The organism is Methyloprofundus sp. (assembly GCF_965251085.1).
GTDB lineage: Bacteria > Pseudomonadota > Gammaproteobacteria > Methylococcales > Methylomonadaceae > Methyloprofundus.
Map to the genome: position 1 here is coordinate 4,754,560 of NZ_OZ252594.1, position 16,558 is coordinate 4,771,117.

The 16,558-nt window shown below is 39.1% G+C and carries 12 protein-coding genes; 11 read left to right on the top strand and 1 reads right to left on the bottom strand.

Features of this window, described 5'->3' with window-relative positions; genetic code table 11:
- The first annotated feature begins 1 nt into the window (after position 1).
- From ACQY3F_RS22435 to ACQY3F_RS22485, 11 genes are all read left to right on the top strand, one after another.
- Entirely contained in the window at positions 2–868 is an 867-nt protein-coding gene (locus tag ACQY3F_RS22435) for a site-specific DNA-methyltransferase (RefSeq protein WP_428357359.1), read from the top strand.
- Positions 835–1,848 (top strand): DNA methyltransferase, encoded by a 1,014-nt coding sequence (locus tag ACQY3F_RS22440; RefSeq protein WP_428357361.1) that lies wholly within the window; start codon positions 835–837, stop codon positions 1,846–1,848. The genes ACQY3F_RS22435 and ACQY3F_RS22440 overlap by 34 nt, the downstream gene beginning before the upstream one ends.
- 84 nt (positions 1,849–1,932) lie before the next feature.
- Positions 1,933–2,694, top strand: a complete 762-nt coding sequence (locus ACQY3F_RS22445; RefSeq protein WP_428357363.1) for a Fic family protein — start codon at positions 1,933–1,935, stop codon at positions 2,692–2,694.
- Between the two features lie 90 nt (positions 2,695–2,784).
- Positions 2,785–3,057, top strand: coding sequence for a DUF2281 domain-containing protein (locus tag ACQY3F_RS22450; protein ID WP_428357364.1), 273 nt, complete (start codon positions 2,785–2,787; stop codon positions 3,055–3,057).
- A complete protein-coding gene (locus tag ACQY3F_RS22455; RefSeq protein WP_428352970.1) occupies positions 3,054–3,209 on the top strand; it encodes a type II toxin-antitoxin system VapC family toxin in 156 nt (51 codons plus the stop codon). Before ACQY3F_RS22450 ends, ACQY3F_RS22455 begins: the two co-directional genes overlap by 4 nt.
- Positions 3,210–3,277: 68 nt before the next feature.
- Positions 3,278–3,835 (top strand): REP-associated tyrosine transposase, encoded by a 558-nt coding sequence (locus ACQY3F_RS22460; RefSeq protein ID WP_428357793.1) that lies wholly within the window; start codon positions 3,278–3,280, stop codon positions 3,833–3,835.
- A gap of 1,039 nt (positions 3,836–4,874) precedes the next feature.
- A protein-coding gene (locus ACQY3F_RS22465) for an IS3 family transposase (protein ID WP_428354389.1) occupies positions 4,875–6,448 on the top strand; the annotation gives its coding sequence in 2 pieces (ribosomal slippage) (positions 4,875–5,349 and positions 5,349–6,448; 1,575 coding nt in all).
- 242 nt (positions 6,449–6,690) lie between these two features.
- Positions 6,691–9,681: a type III restriction-modification system endonuclease gene (locus ACQY3F_RS22470; RefSeq protein ID WP_428357366.1), complete on the top strand. Its 2,991-nt coding sequence runs from the start codon at positions 6,691–6,693 to the stop codon at positions 9,679–9,681.
- Positions 9,682–9,931: 250 nt separating this feature from the next.
- Positions 9,932–11,128: an ISAzo13 family transposase gene (locus tag ACQY3F_RS22475; protein ID WP_428352931.1), complete on the top strand. Its 1,197-nt coding sequence runs from the start codon at positions 9,932–9,934 to the stop codon at positions 11,126–11,128.
- 542 nt (positions 11,129–11,670) lie between these two features.
- On the top strand, positions 11,671–13,032 hold the full coding sequence (locus ACQY3F_RS22480; RefSeq protein WP_428352972.1) for an IS1380 family transposase: 1,362 nt from the start codon (positions 11,671–11,673) through the stop codon (positions 13,030–13,032).
- A gap of 389 nt (positions 13,033–13,421) precedes the next feature.
- On the top strand, positions 13,422–14,855 hold the full coding sequence (locus tag ACQY3F_RS22485) for an MFS transporter (protein ID WP_428357367.1): 1,434 nt from the start codon (positions 13,422–13,424) through the stop codon (positions 14,853–14,855).
- A gap of 520 nt (positions 14,856–15,375) precedes the next feature.
- Here ACQY3F_RS22485 and glk read toward each other — a convergent pair.
- Entirely contained in the window at positions 15,376–16,350 is a 975-nt protein-coding gene (gene glk / locus ACQY3F_RS22490) for a glucokinase (RefSeq protein WP_428357368.1), read from the bottom strand.
- Positions 16,351–16,558: the final 208 nt, after the last annotated feature.

Here is a 16,558-nt window from a genome sequence, read left to right on the forward strand (position 1 = left end):
CATGGAAAAATTAAATCAGGACACTGACGGTAGTAGTCTGGATATTGTTCAAGACAATATCGATAAATTAAAAAGTCTATTCCCCGATGTGTTTAGCGAAGGCAAAATAGATTTTGATAAATTACAGCAAGCCTTAGGTGAAACATTAGAAACACAGGACGAACGCTATAATTTTACCTGGCATGGTAAAGCCCAGGCCAAGCGTATTGCACAAACTGTTTCTACTGGGACATTACGCCCCTGCAAAGTAGAAAGTAAAAACTGGGATAACACGCAAAACCTGTTTATCGAGGGCGATAATTTAGAAGTCTTAAAGCTACTGCAAAAGTCCTATCATAATCAGGTCAAGATGATCTATATCGATCCTCCATATAACACGGGGAAAGAGTTTATTTACCCTGATAATTATCGTGATAACCTGGATACCTATATGCAGTATACAGGGCAGAAAGATGACGAAGGGCATAAATTTGGAACTAATACAGATACTTCAGGACGCTATCATACCAACTGGTTAAATATGATGTATCCACGCTTGAAACTGGCGAGGAATCTATTGCGAAATGATGGGGCTATCTTTATCTCGATTGATGATAATGAACAAGCTAATCTGCGGAAATTATGCGATGAAATTTTTGGAGAAGAAAACTTTGTTAATAACATCATTTGGCAAAAAAAGTATTCACCTGCAAATGATGCAAAGTGGCTTTCAGATAATCATGACTTTATTTTATGCTACGCTAAAAATAAGGTCATATGGCGGCCAAATTTACTGCCAAGAGATAAGGAGGCTACAGCTAGATACAAGAACCCAGATAATGACCCACGAGGCGATTGGAAGCCAGCGGATTTCTCAGTAAAAACATAAACGACTATTCAATAAAAACTCCATCAGGAAGAGTTGTAACGCCTCCTGAGAGCAGGTGCTGGGTGGTCAATGAGTCACGTTTTTATGAATTATGCGCTGATGATAGAATTTGGTTTGGTGAATCTGGAAATAATGTTCCATCTCAGAAGAAATTCTTGTCAGAGGTTAAAGATGGTGTAACACCTCTTACAATATGGACTTATAAAGAAGTTGGACACAATCAGGCCGCAAAAAAAGAAATTAAAAATTTGTTTGAAGGTTCAGAGAATTCAGTTTTTGATACCCCTAAACCTCTCGATTTAATGAAGCGTTTATTAGAAATAGGAGCTGACAATGATTCAATAGTTATGGATTTTTTTGCTGGTAGTGCAACTTTAGCTCATGCAACAATGATATCAAATTTTATAACTAAAGGCTTTAGGCGCTGTATTAGTGTTCAATTGCCAGAAAAAATACAAGGTAAAAATTCAACATTGGCTGATATAGCAAAGGAACGTATTTATCTTGCAGGTAATAAAATCTTACAAGACAACGCAGATAAAGAAGGTATAGAAAATCTCGATATAGGCTTCAAGGTCTTTAAATTGGATTCCAGTAATATCAAGCCCTGGGATGCTGATTTTGATAATTTGGAAAATACCTTGCTGGATCATGTGGAAAATATCAAAGATGAACGCTCAGAAGACGATGTACTGTATGAAATCTTATTAAAATATGGACTCGATTTAACCGTCCCGATTGAAGAACGAAGTATTAACGGTAAAACCGTTTATGCGATTGGCCTGGGTGCTTTAGTCGTGTGCCTGGCTGATGATATTAGTTTAGAGGTGGTAGAGGGTATCGGAAAGCTAAAAGTAGAACTTCAACCTGAAGTGATGCGTGTGGTCTTTAAAGACAACGGCTTTAAAGATGATGTGGTCAAAACCAATGCGATTCAGAATCTGAAAAAGCAGGGTATTGATGACGTAAAAAGCTTGTAGGGTACGCATTGCGTACCTGACTGGCTGGCGAGGTATGCAATGCATACCCTACACATTTAAAGTTAAAAGTTTATGAGGTAAATAATGACCCATAATAAGCACTTACTCCAACGAGTTGATGTTTTAAAAGCAAAACTGGATCAGCATAGAGACTGGCAAAGAAACGAAATCCTGGAAGCGCTGAATATTGAATATACCTACGATAGTAACCGTATCGAAGGAAATACCTTAACACTGCGCGAAACGGATTTAGTGATTCATAAAGGGTTGACCATTGGCGGTAAGCCAATGAATGAACACCTGGAAGCGATTAATCATTATGAGGCGATCAACTTTATTCGTGACTTGATTAAATCGGATGAACCTTTTAATCAGCATAATCTCTTATCAATTCATGCGCTTATTTTACAAGGTATCGATAGACCCAATGCAGGACGTTTTCGACAAGTGCCTGTGATGATTAGTGGTAGTCAACATACCCCGCCTCAGCCGTGGCAGATTGATAAATTAATGGAAGATTACTTTCTGTTTTATCAACAGAATAGAGAAATCCTGCATCCTGTTATTCTAGCCGCTGAGCTGCATGAACGCTTAGCCACAATACATCCTTTTATTGATGGTAATGGACGCACAGCACGCTTAGTCATGAACCTGATTTTATTACAATCTGGGTATCCTATTGCTAATATCAGTGGTGAAACTAATGCTCGATTGGCTTACTATAATACTTTAGAAAAATGTAATTTGGAGCACGATAAAACAGAGTTTCATCGTCTTATTATTGCTTATGTCATTAATACACTAGAACGCTTATTAAAACTTGTGGATACGCCTGATGAAAGATGAATATGATTTTACCCATACTCATGCTGAGCAGGGTAAGTTTTATCTGCCCATTGATAGCCTTGAGATAGGCGTTCATGCTAAAAAGGTATTATGTCTAAAACAACACATCAACAGGCTGTTTATGCCTCTAATAATAACACTCAGGAGATTGTCATCATGAATACACAACAGTTAATTAATGACGTTGAAGTATTAGCCCCTGATTTACAAAAACAGGTTGTCGATTTTGTTCATTTTTTACAGAAACAACAACTACAAGCTACCGTAAGAAAGAGAACAGTTGGCGAATACAAAGGGAAAATCCATATTGCTGATGATTTTGATGCGCCTTTGGGTGATGAGTTTTGGCTTGGTAAGTCATGAAGCTATTAATTGATACACATGTTTTTTTATGGTTGAGAAATGCGCCTGACAAAATCCCAGTTGATATTATCCAGGCTTACCAGGATATTAATAATGAGGTGTTTTTAAGTCTTGCAAGTGTTTGGGAAATGCAGATTAAGCATCAGTTGTAGGGTACGCATCGCGTACCTTTTTATCAACATGAAGGTATGCGTTGCGTACCCTACCCTACGAGGTGTTTATGTCAGATTACCGTCGGAATTATGTGCAAGGCGGGGCGTACTTTTTTACTGTGGTAACGGAAAAACGTATCAATATTTTAAATAATGATAAGGCTAGAGAGTGTTTGCGTTCTGCTTTTCAACATTGTATGAAAGAGTATCCATTTAAAATTGATGCAATGGTGATGCTGCCTAATCATATCCACGCGATATGGACATTGCCTGATGATGATTTTGATTATTCAAAACGCTGGGGAATCATTAAAAAACAGTTTACCCAATTATGGTTAGCTCAAGGTGGCTTTGAAATAGGTATTTCCAAGTCAAAACAGCGTTATCGTCGGCGTGGAGTGTGGCAACGCCGTTTTTGGGAACATACATTGCGAAATCAGGATGATTATAATCGGCATTTTGATTATTTACATTACAACCCAATTAAACATGGGGTGGTGAGACATTTATCAGACTACCCTTATTCCAGTTTTCACCGCTGTGTTGAGCAGGGTATTTATCAAGAAAACTGGGGATCAAAATATGAAGCTTATTTTGATTTTAATGAATTAGATAATCTTGAGTAAGGTATGCATTGCATACCTTATGCAGTTAAACGGTACGCGATGCATACCCTACAGAATGGAATGACATGAAAATACAAGTTGATCCTGAGCTTGATTTTCAATTGGGGGATATAAAATATGAAGCTTATTTTGATTTTAATGAATTAGATAATCTTGAGTAGGGTATGCATTGCATACCTTATGCAGTTAAACGGTACGCGATGCATACCCTACAGAATGGAATGACATGAAAATACAAGTTGATCCTGAGCTTGATTTTCAATTGGGAGATATAAAATATGAAGCTTATTTTGATTTTAATGAATTAGATAATCTTGAGTAAGGTATGCATTGCATACCTTATGCAGTTAAACGGTACGCGATGCATACCCTGCAGAATGGAATGACATGAAAATACAAGTTGATCCTGAGCTTTATTTTCAATTGGGGGATATAAAATATGAAGCTTATTTTGATTTTAATGAATTAGATAATCTTGAGTAGGGTATGCATTGCATACCTTATGCAGTTAAACGGTACGCGATGCATACCCTACAGAATGGAATGACATGAAAATACAAGTTGATCCTGAGCTTTATTTTCAATTGGGGGATATAAAATATGAAGCTTATTTTGATTTTAATGAATTAGATAATCTTGAGTAAGGTATGCATTGCATACCTTATGCAGTTAAACGGTACGCGATGCATACCCTACAGAATGGAATGACATGAAAATACAAGTTGATCCTGAGCTTGATTTTCAATTGGGGGATATAAAATATGAAGCTTATTTTGATTTTAATGAATTAGATAATCTTGAGTAGGGTATGCATTGCATACCTTATGCAGTTAAACGGTACGCGATGCATACCCTACAGAATGGAATGACATGAAAATACAAGTTGATGCTGAGCTTGATTTTCAATTGGGAGATATAAAATATGAAGCTTATTTTGATTTTAATGAATGAGATAATCTTGAGTAGGGTATGCATTGCATACCTTACCCCCTATGTCAACATACCTGTCGCCTGTAAAAATTAATATTAGGAGACAGAAATGGCCATATATAGCCAAGAATTTAAAGTACAATCTGTAGAAAAAGCATTATCCAAACGTGACGAACAAACGCTTCACGATATTGCCGATAATTTACATATTGGTTATTCAACACTTCAAAGATGGATCCGATTAGCCAAGGAAAATAAACTAGAAAATCCTGAAACAAATATGTCAACTGAAAAAAGCCCACAGAGCTGGACTAAAGCACAACGTCTTGAGGCTGTAATGGACTGTCACGGCCTGAACGATGAGCATCTTAGCTCTTACTGCCGAGAAAATGGAATTTACCCGCATCATGTTCAGGAATGGAAATCAGATTTTTTATCAGAACATCAAGCATCTAATTCTACCTCCAGGCAGGAACAAAAAAAACTCAAACAAGAAAATAAACGACTACAGAAAGAGCTCAATCGTAAGGACAGAGCTCTCTCTGAAACGGCGGCTTTACTGGTGTTATCAAAAAAGTGCCAAGCGATCTGGGGGGAAACGGAGGTCGATTAATCTCCTACCCAGATCGCAAACAATACTGTGCACTCGTTAATGAGGCGGTACAAAATGGAGCAAGACAACAGCTGGCTTGCGAGCTTGTTGGCATTACTGCCCGTACTTATCAACGATGGAATCAGGGTGAGAAATTATCAGAAGACCAAAGAATTTATAATGATACCCCTGCACACAACAAGCTATCAGAGGCCGTTACGCAAGAAATATTAAAGGTCATTAACCTGCCAGAATATAGCACGTTAACCCCTTATCAAATAGTACCTACTTTATTAGATTCAGGTCACTATATTGCATCAGAATCAACATTTTACCGAGTAATGAAGGCGCATAATCTACTTAAACACAGAGGTAAAGGGACAGCAGCTCAGCGCAAGAAACCCCGGTCACTAAAAGCGACTGCAGCCAATGAAATCTATTCATGGGATATTACCTATTTATTAAGCCCGGTAAAGGGACAGTACTATTATTTGTATATGGTGATGGATATTTATAGCCGAAAAATAGTTGGCTGGCAGGCTCATGATTGTGAATCAAGTTCTCATGCTGCTGATTTAATAGAAGATATTGTCTACCGAGAAAAAATAGATAAAAACCAGTTGGTAATTCATTCCGACAATGGAAGCCCGATGAAAGGTGCAACGTTAAGAGCAAAAATGATAGATCTGGAAATCAGTCCATCGTACAGCAGGCCACGTGTTAGTAATGATAACCCCTATTCGGAGTCTCTATTTAAAACGGTCAAATACCATTACACCTTTCCAGAAGCCCCCTTTGTCAACCTACACGAAGCAAGGCACTGGGTGGAACAGTTTGTAGATTGGTATAACAATGAGCATCAACACAGTACGATTAAATATGTAACACCTAATCAACGCCATAAGGGCTTAGATAGTGCAATTCTAGAGAAGAGAAAGAGTGTTATCGAGCAAGCGAAGGAATGTCATCCTGAGCGCTGGAATGGGCGTAACACAAGGAATTTAGACCCTATAAAAACTGTTTTTCTGAATCCTGATAAGGATGAAATCAGCTCGGCAGAAAACGAATTACAGTTGAAAAATATCGCTTAAGTTAACAGTAAAGCAATCGGCGACATAAGCCGCCCATTACCCTTGACAGTCATCGGCTCCTCAGCCTGTACTGTAAGAATATTATATCATTACCCTTGCTTAAATACCTTGGGGGTTTGGGGGCAAAGCCCCCATGAACTTGCGTAGCAAGTTTTATATCACAAAAATGCGACAGGTTGGTTGACATATAGCGCTTATGGAGTTAAATGGTACGCAATGCGTACCCTACAAAATGGAATAGCATGAAAATACAATTTGATCCTGAGCTTGATTTTCAACACGATGCGATAAAAGCCATTAGTGATATTTTTGAAGGCCAGGAGACACTGCAAACTAATTTTACAGTGACTCGTGTTGCCAATAATGCACAAGATGATTTATTTGCCAATCAAACTGATTTAGGTACTGGGAACAAGCTAAATTTATTAAATGAAGATTTATTAGATAATATTCGTGCCTGTCAGTTAAGACAAGGCTTAAAGCAATCAGAACAACTCGATTCTAAAGCTAAAGATTTCACCGTTGAAATGGAAACGGGTACAGGGAAAACCTATGTATATTTACGCTCTATTTTTGAATTAAACGAACGTTTTGGATTCACTAAATTTATTATTGTCGTGCCCTCTATCGCTATTAAAGAAGGAGTGTATAAGTCATTGCAAATGACTGAGCAGCACTTTAAGTCCTTGTACAATAATACCCCTTATGATTATTTTGTTTATAACTCTCAGGATTTAAGCAAAGTCAGAAGCTTTGCGACGAATGATTCAATTCAAATCATGGTCATTAATATTGATGCATTCCGTAAAAGTTTTACAGATCCATCAAAGCAAACTAAAGCTAATATTATTCATCGGCCTAATGATCGCATGAATGGCATGAAGCCGATTGAGTTTATTCGTGATACCCAGCCTATTTTAATTATTGATGAACCGCAAAGTGTTGATACCACTGCGAAGTCAAAAGAGGCTATTGCCTCATTAAACCCATTGTGTACGATTCGTTATTCAGCAACACATAAAGATAAACATCACCTGATGTATAAACTGGATTCAATAGATGCCTATGAGCGTAAGCTGGTAAAGCAGATTGAAGTGGCTTCTATACACGTCAAGGATGGGCATAATAAAGCGTATATTCGATTAATTAGTGTTGATAACAAGAAGAGTCCAATTACGGCAAAGATTGAACTGGATGCCACGCAAAAGGGGCAGACTAAGCGCATTACCAAAAAAGTGCGTAGTGGGGATGACTTACTCTCTCTTTCAGGTGGTCGTTCTGTTTATGATGGCTACGTGGTCAATGATATTTATTGCGAACCTGAAAATGAATATATTGATTTTACCAGTATGCCTGAGATTATTCGTTTAGGTGGTGTTATTGGCGATGTTCACCCTGATGAATTCAAACGCTTACAAATTAGAAAAACCATTGAAGAGCACCTGGAAAAAGAACTTAAACTAACACCCCGTGGCATTAAGGTACTGAGTTTATTTTTTATCGATAGGGTCGCTAATTATCGCTACTATGATGCAGAAGGAAATGCACAGCAAGGCAAATATGCCTTGATGTTTGAAGAGGAATATCAACAGCTGATTAAAAAGCCTAAGTATCATTCACTTTTTGATGAAGTCGATACCACTAGCCTAGTGGATGCAGTGCATGATGGTTATTTTTCAGCGGACAAGTCAGGTAAAAACAAGGGGCGTTATAAAGATACCAGTGGTGTTACAGGTGTTGATGAGGATACTTATAGCCTGATTATGAAAGATAAGGAAAAGCTGTTAAGTTTTAGTTCTAAATTAAAATTTATCTTTTCTCACTCAGCCTTGAAAGAAGGCTGGGATAACCCTAATGTCTTTCAAATCTGTACTCTGAATGAAACCAATTCAGTAATTAAGAAACGTCAGGAAATTGGCCGTGGTTTACGTATTGCCGTTAACCAGGAAGGTGAACGGGTACATGGTTTTGATGTAAATACCTTAACCGTCATGGCTAATGAATCTTATGATGATTTTGTCAGTCAGTTACAAAAGGAAATTGAAGATGACGAAGGCATTAAGTTTGGTGTTGTTGAAAAACATTCTTTCGCTAATATTGTCGTAGAAACCAAAGAGGGAAAAGCGGTTTATTTAGGGGCTGACAGTTCTGAAAAGCTCTGGGAGCATTTACTCAAAAATGACTATATTGATAAGCGTGGGAAAGTTCAGGATTCCTTACGCACGGATATTAAAAATAATACTGTCAATCTGCCTGATGAACTGAATGAGCAAGTTGAACAGATCACTCGTACCCTAAAGAAAGTAGCAGGTAGCCTGAATATTAAAAATGCAGCTGATAAGGAAAATGTAACACTTAATAAAGCCGTCTACTTAGGCGAAGACTTTAAACTGCTCTGGGAGCGTGTTAAGTACAAAACAAAGTTTAATGTTGATTTTGATGTAAATGCCTTAATCAAAAAGTGTGTTGATGATATTAAGCAAAATTTAATCGTTGGCAAAACAAAATTCATTTACGGAAAAGGGAAAGCTAAAATCGGTCGTGATGGTATCACAAGCGATGAAGTATCTGAACCAACTCATATCTATGATGTTAAAGATTTTGGCCTGCCTGATATTATTAGCTACCTTCAGAATGAGACTAATTTAACCCGTAGGACTCTAGTCGCCATATTGACCCAATGTGGCAGACTGCAAGACTTTAAAAATAATCCACAGAAGTTTGTCGATGAAGTCAGTGCCATCATAAAGAAACAGATGCGTTACTTTATTGTGAATGGCATTAAATATGAAAAGCTAGGGGATGAGCATTATTATGCTCAGGAACTATTTCAGGATGAGGAGTTAAACGGCTATCTTAATAAGAATATGCTGGAAGCCAATAAGTCAGTTTATAAGCATGTCATCTATGATTCTGATGTTGAGCAAAAATTCGCTCAATCGTTTGAAAAAAGCCAGAATGTTAAGGTGTATGCAAAGCTACCGATCTGGTTCAAGATTGACACCCCTTTAGGCAGTTATAACCCCGATTGGGCTGTGCTGGTGGATCATAATGATGAAGAGCGGCTTTATTTTGTAGTGGAAACAAAAGGCAGTATTTTAGACGAGCTACTGCGCCCTAAAGAGCAAGCGAAGATAGATTGTGGAAAGGCACATTTTAAAGCGCTTGGAGGTGATGTTAATTTTACTGTTGCAGATAGTTTTGATACGTTTATGGATAAGGTGGCGGGTTAAGCTATTGCAATCCATTAAGGAGGTTATTTATACTATATCTCCGGTACAGGCATCTACAGTTTTGAAAACTATGATATAAGTTTTTTCAATACTAAACCTATACTTGGTTGCCAAGTAAGACAATACAGAATATAAAAAAACATACTTAGGGAGATGGAAAGAAATAATCATCCAAACGAAGTAAGCTTGTGTCTCAATAATTTATAATAATGAATTCTGAATTTATTCTCACACTAGGCAGATAAGCTTGTTGATATTAACAGATAGCATTATAGGTTGGATTATAAATACAGCCCATCGTTTAAAAGGCTCGGTACGTCGTATATTCATGGCTGAAACGGTGGAGCTACTAGGCTCAGGTGGTGCAAGTATTGCTGAAGAAAAACTAGGATGGAATAGAGGCACTATCCGAAAAGGACAATATGAACTTGAAACTCAGCCCATAGAAGATAATTTTTCAGCGAGAGGGCGTAATAAAAGTGAAGAGCATTTTCCTCATCTACTTGATGACATAAAAAAAATTGCTGAACCGGAGTGTCAAACGGATCCCTCTTTTAATTCCTGTCGATTATATACCCGGCTAACGGCTAAAGAAGTTAGAAAACGTTTACTGGAGATTGATTATTACGATGAAAAAACATTACCTTGCTCAAAAACTATCAATACAAAATTAAATGACCTGAGTTACCATCCAAAAAAGGTACAAAAAACAAAGCCTCATAAGAAAATCAAGGAAACGGATGCAATTTTTGAACAAGTTCATTCAGTCAATGGAATGGCAGATATCAACCCAAAAGAGATTCGTATATCAATTGATGCCAAAGCAAGAATGAATATAGGAAATTTTTCACGGGGAGGACGAAATCGGGTTTTAACAAAAGCAGAGGATCATGATTTAGATGTTAAGGAAAAGTTAACTCCTTTTGGTTTTTATCTGCCTGAACATGATGATTTTTTCCTTTTCTTTACAGCAGGCTATGCCAGCAGTGATTTCATCGTTGACCGATTGGAAGAAATTTGGCCAGAAATTCAAGAAAAATATGGAGTAGATATTCTGACAATTAACGCTGACAATGGTATGGAGAACAGTAGCTCCAGAACTCAGTTTATAAAAAGGCTTGTGGAGTTTGCTGAAAAAAGCAACATAAAGATAAAACTGGCCTACTACCCTCCTTATCATAGTAAATATAACCCAATTGAACGAGTATGGGGAGCCTATGAAAATCATATTAGTGGCGACATAATGGATACAGTTGAAACAACTTTAAAATTTGCCAAAAGTATGACCTACAATGGCAAAGCACCTATTGTTAAATTAACAGAAAAAATATATGAAACAGGAGTAAAGGTAGGTAAAAAAGCAATGAAGACGTATTATCAGTTTGTTGACCGAATGCCATCGTTGGAGAAATGGTTTTTGACCATTTCTCCTGGTTGTTCTGGATGATTATTTCTTTCCATCTCCCTTAATCAGTCAGCTACAACTATTTGCACTTTTATTCGGTAACAATTTAACTTAAAAGTTACGTATAAATAACACTATTAATGTTTGTAAGATATACCGCACTAACATAATGTAATAAGTGTCGATTAAAGCCCTCTGAAGCTCATTTAAGAGTGAAAATACAATAATGTCATACATGTATAAAATATATATTTAGGCCGTGAGGATGTGTTATATTGGATATTTTGAGAAAGAGAAAATAAGGTGTTTTTAGTGGAAACTAATCTTGATAATTATATATCCAATAAAAAAATAAACTCTGTGGGCAACTAAAGATATTTAGGATGATCATTAAATGAGTAGCTGAATATACAAGATGAAGTGTACTAGGACTATATAGATGAAAAAATTCAGATTATTTTTTCAGGGTAGTATATAAAACTTATTACCTAAATCCTGCAAGCATTATACATAATAATCCACAAAACTCCTTATTAAACAATGATATAATATCATTTTCCTGATTTCACTATCTCATTGTTTTAATGAAGCCCTCTAAAGTATCAAAATCCTCATCTCACGTAAGAAACCGTACCCGAACGGTAAAAATGACATCTACAGCACATGGATTGACAAGCCAGGCGGGACTGATTCCCGTCGTGAAATATTTAGACAGGATAGGTTTTGAAAAAACCGTAAAACAAAGCGTTCCACATCGGCGGGGTGAAAATGCAGACCATCACTTATCTGATGTGGTTCTATTGACGTTGGTTGGCATGATGGGGGGAGCAACATCAATGGCAAAGGTGACGACCGTATGGGCAGATAGCGTACTGCGCAAAGTAGCTGGCTGGATAAAGATTCCTGTTGAAACCACAATTTTACGGATCTTTAAAGAAGTAAGTGATAGGCAGATAAGCCAGTTTGAAACGCTCACGCATACTTTGCGTGGTCAACACTGGCGGCGATTGCTTCGTTCCGGAAAATCGAAAACTGGCATACAATCCGTCCAGTGGGTCGATGTCGATTCAACTGTGGACACCGTTTGTGGTCGACAAGAAGGAAGTGCCAAAGGCTTCAACCCCAAAAAGAAAGGTGCCCGTTCATACCATCCACAACTCGCTTTTCTAGCGGAAACAAAAGAAATTTTACAAGCCTGGTTCCGGACAGGCAATGCCTTTACAAGCAATGGTGTTGTAGAATTTACCAAACAGTTACTTGCACACTTGCCCAATCGGATGCGCATTATTTTTCGCGGTGACAGTGGTTATTTTGTCGGTGATTTGCTTGAATTTCTCGATACCAGAGGGCATGGGTATCTAATAAAGGTTAAACTTAAGAATTTGAACGCATTGCTGGCCAAACAGGCCTGGACAGCCATACAAGGCCGACCCGGTTGGGAGCAGAGCGAGTTTCAATATCGTTGTGGTGGCTGGTCTCGCTCTCGTCAGTTTGTCGCGGTCAGGATAAAGCAACCTAAACAAGTGACAGGACCTCAGTCCGAGCTTTGGGATACGGCAGAATATGACTATTTTTGTTATGTAACAACTGAACCTCTATCGCCTTGGCAAACACATAAGAAGTATGGTGAACGAGCGACGTGCGAAACATGGATTGAAGAAGCAAAATCACAAATGGGTTTAGGTAAAATCAGAACGAATCAATTTCTGGCTAATGCCGCATTATTTCATTGCGCCGTTCTTGCCTACAATACCGTGCGCTGGATGGCTCAATTGAGTGGCAACAAAACGTTGTGCCAATGGGAGCCGGATACACTTCGTACTTATCTGATTCGGGTGGCTGGAAAATTACTCACAGGCAATAATCAGCTGAGAGTCAGAACACCTGCAGATCCGCTCTATCCACAGGAATGGGATGATTGGGTTAAGGTGGGGTTACTCGCTTAACATTAACCGAAGTTAAGTCACTTTGATTAAAAGGTCATGGCACGTTGGCAGGGTGTTTATTGCCTTGGGCTCGGGGGATATCCATACGATACAAAAAATTTCCTCTATTTATGATTTAAATCTGGATATTTTGATCGGTTGGACAAAGAGGGCTGGCAAAGCGGCAGTAAAAACCTAATAACCACTTAGCTAGACAGGTTAATGAGAGTCAAAATATGGGCTTGCAGGATTTAGGTATTAATATAATTTTAGAATATTAAGTTTAAAGCGCAGGTAGGAATAGCTCATTAAAGGCCGATTAAGCCCTATAGGGACTGTTATAAAATATCTATATACATAATCCCCGCCGCAATAGCTTTATCTTCTTTTCTGCCAGGAAGCAAAATAAAATGACTAAGCAAAAGCTAACAGGACATGATGCACCAGTGACAATACCTGAAAACAAGGAGTTGCTTCCTCTACCTTTTCAAAACAAGTCATTTCTTTGTTTTCTCGGTACCCAGGCTCTAGGGGCATTCAACGATAATGTTTTTAAGCAATTAGTGTTGTTACTAGGCGTTGGATATACCTTGGCAGGGATAGAGTATCAAGCCGTGGTACAGTTCCTGTTCGCATTGCCTTTTTTGCTTTTTTCTGGGTTAGCAGGTGACTTATCTGATCGCTTTGGGAAAGGGCGATTAATGGTGTTATGCAAAGTGGCTGAAGTGATCATAGCATTGCTGGGTGTGGGTGCTTTTTTAATGATCACTGTGGTTAACTCAGATGCCGAAGATGCCCCGCTTTATCTTTGCTTGCTGGCAGGTGTTGCATTTCTCTTAGGGGCGCAAAGTGCTTTTTTTGGCCCGCCTAAATATGGTGGTCTGCCGGAACTGGTTCGTGCTAATGATCTTGCATCAGCTACCGGGTTGACGCAGATGACCACCTTTCTGGCAATCATTTTTGGTGTGGCTGTTGCGGGCTTACTAGCGGATTTACTGGTTGGCCGGATGTATCTGGCGGGTCTGGTTACGGTTGGAATTGCGTTGTTGGGAACATTTATTTCATTAGGTATTGCCCGCAACCCTCCTGCAGATAGAAAGCGTCATCTATCGGCAAAGTCTTTTATCAGTATGTTACCGACGCTGAGTGGTATTTATCGTAGCGATCCCTTAATGATGCGCATTATGCTGGTGTATTCATGGTTCTGGTTTGTGGGGGGAGTCACCTTAACATCGGTCAATGCATTTGGTCGTTTTCAATTGGGGTTGAGTAATTTTGAAACCAGTCTGATGGTTGCTATGACATCTTTGGGAATAGCAATAGGTAGCGTTTTGGTTGGACGCATGTCACGGGGTAAAGTGAATATCCGGCTAGTTGTTCCTGCGTTATTAGTATTGGTAATATGTTTGTTGAGCTTATCCCTGATTCCTGTTCACGGTCCTACTGCTGAGAATATTCTGGCTTTTAATCAAGTCAAAAATTCTCCAGAGTTACTAGCGGCAGCAAATATTTTTCCACTAGCGCCCATTTCGATACGGGCAGTCGCATTCTGTTTGTTCTTGATGCTGGGGGCGGCAGCCGGTTTCTTTTCCGTGCCACTACTTACATTTATTCAGGCGCGTCCGTCCAGCAGTGAAAAAGGCAGGGTATTTGCTTCAGTTAACTGGTTAAACTGGATTTTTATTCTGGCTTCGGCAATTGCGTACGGCGTAGGTATGAAGCTGTTTGCAAACCATGCAAATCTACTGTTAGGGGTTCTAGGTGTTGCAACTTTGTTGGTAGGCTTGATTCTTTTACCCGGAATTTTTCGCCTATTAAAGCATGACAAGGCGGATTTTATTTAGGCACCTGGAAATAAATAAGCGTCCAATATTCAGACCACCTGAACCCTAGGATAATAACTTGATGCCAACGCACTTTAGTATCATCTAATTATTCTGTGAAAACGGTAAGCTTTTGATTTCTTTATGTCGAGATCAGGAGTTCTGATATTTGGACAGAATTTTTGTTTGTCATTAGTGCTGTAGCAGTAGGCACATAGCAGGCTACGTAACTATTTCTACAGTGCTAATGACGGACAAAAAGACCAGCGAGGTGGGTTATTTATTGCGAGTTGCCTTGTAAGTGATCATAAGCATTCCTGATTACCCATAACTCTCAGCCATTCTCCGTCATTCCTGCAATCTTTTAGCAGGAATCTCATAGGTTTAGTACAGATTCCCGATAAAAAACTTCGGGAATGACGAGGTTTTTAACATGCTGATTTTCTAGGTTTATTCTACTCTAGCTGAGAGTTGTACGTAATCAGGTAAGCATTACAATGACTCGTTAGGGCAGGGCTTTACTTTCTGGATTAGGAATTGCCTAATCAGAAAAATAATTAGCCGCTCCCATCAATGGTGTATTAGGATTCAGCGACAGTTTGATGGACATTTGGCTGAGCAGGTTTGTAAAGCGGCCTTTGGCAGTAAAGGCACGTAAGAAGTCGGCACTTTCCAGCGCAGGGCGAATTTTTGGACTTATTCCTCCGCCAATAAACACTCCTCCGGATGATAAGCATTTAAGCGCCAGGTTTCCAGCTTCTGCCGCATAGAGTTCGGTAAACAGGCGCACCACTTCTATACAGACTGGATCTTCATTATTAATACCTAAGCGAGATATCATTGCATTGCGATCATCGGCATGACTTGCTGAAGGTATCGCCGGGTTAGCTGCTCCAAAGCCTATATCAAGCAAAAAATCATACAGATAGCCAAAGCCATCGCCGCAAAGTACGCGTTCCCAGCTTACATGGTCTTTAAACAGTTTGCGCAGATAACCTAGGAGTTGATCCTGTTGTGGGGTTTGCGGGGCAAAATCTGTATGGCCCCCTTCTGTTGCCATCGGCTGATGCTGTGTACCATCCCAGTATAGAATCGCCTGACCCAGGCCTGTGCCAGCCGCGATAATGGCAATATTACCGTTTTTGGTTTGTGCATTAGGGTTTAGTTCAACCAGGTCGTTAGCTGGGCTGTTTAAAATGCCGAGTGCCATTGCTTCTAGGTCATTTAACAGCTTAATTTTCGGGGTACCCAATTTAGTTGCTAGTTCTCGTGCATCAATGACCCAGGGCAGGTTGGTGGTTTGGCAACGCTGGTCTACAATAGGGCCGGCGATACCGAAACAGGCAGTGTCAATTTTGCTATCGGATTTTAGGAAGAGTTCCAGGATATCATCAAACTGTGGGTAAGCATTACTGGCAAAGGTCTGCTCACAAACGCATTCTAAAGTACCCTGAGGATTTTTTGTATATAGGCCTAAAACAGTTTTTGTTCCACCTATATCACCTGCTAAAATCATTATTAACTCCTGCTGTTTTGTTTGCGATTATATGGAACTAAATCTGGAAGCAGGGTCTTTAGCCCTGCGTGATTCTGGCGCAGATGAGGAGACTGTGAAAGTATTCAATATTATACTTACAACGACAGGTTTCGTAGGTTGGGGTGAGCTTGCGAACCCCAATAATCAATGACTTACTTAGCCTCGGTTGTTGGGGTTCATGCTTCAC

Coding starts and splice junctions, on each gene's coding strand:
- ACQY3F_RS22435 (WP_428357359.1), top strand. CDS start 2: ATGGAAAAATTAAATCAGGACACTGACGGTAGTAGTCTGGATATTGTT.
- ACQY3F_RS22445 (WP_428357363.1), top strand. CDS start 1,933: ATGACCCATAATAAGCACTTACTCCAACGAGTTGATGTTTTAAAAGCA.
- ACQY3F_RS22450 (WP_428357364.1), top strand. CDS start 2,785: ATGTCTAAAACAACACATCAACAGGCTGTTTATGCCTCTAATAATAAC.
- ACQY3F_RS22455 (WP_428352970.1), top strand. CDS start 3,054: ATGAAGCTATTAATTGATACACATGTTTTTTTATGGTTGAGAAATGCG.
- ACQY3F_RS22460 (WP_428357793.1), top strand. CDS start 3,278: ATGTCAGATTACCGTCGGAATTATGTGCAAGGCGGGGCGTACTTTTTT.
- ACQY3F_RS22470 (WP_428357366.1), top strand. CDS start 6,691: ATGAAAATACAATTTGATCCTGAGCTTGATTTTCAACACGATGCGATA.
- ACQY3F_RS22480 (WP_428352972.1), top strand. CDS start 11,671: ATGAAGCCCTCTAAAGTATCAAAATCCTCATCTCACGTAAGAAACCGT.
- ACQY3F_RS22485 (WP_428357367.1), top strand. CDS start 13,422: ATGACTAAGCAAAAGCTAACAGGACATGATGCACCAGTGACAATACCT.
- glk (WP_428357368.1), bottom strand. CDS start 16,350: ATGATTTTAGCAGGTGATATAGGTGGAACAAAAACTGTTTTAGGCCTA.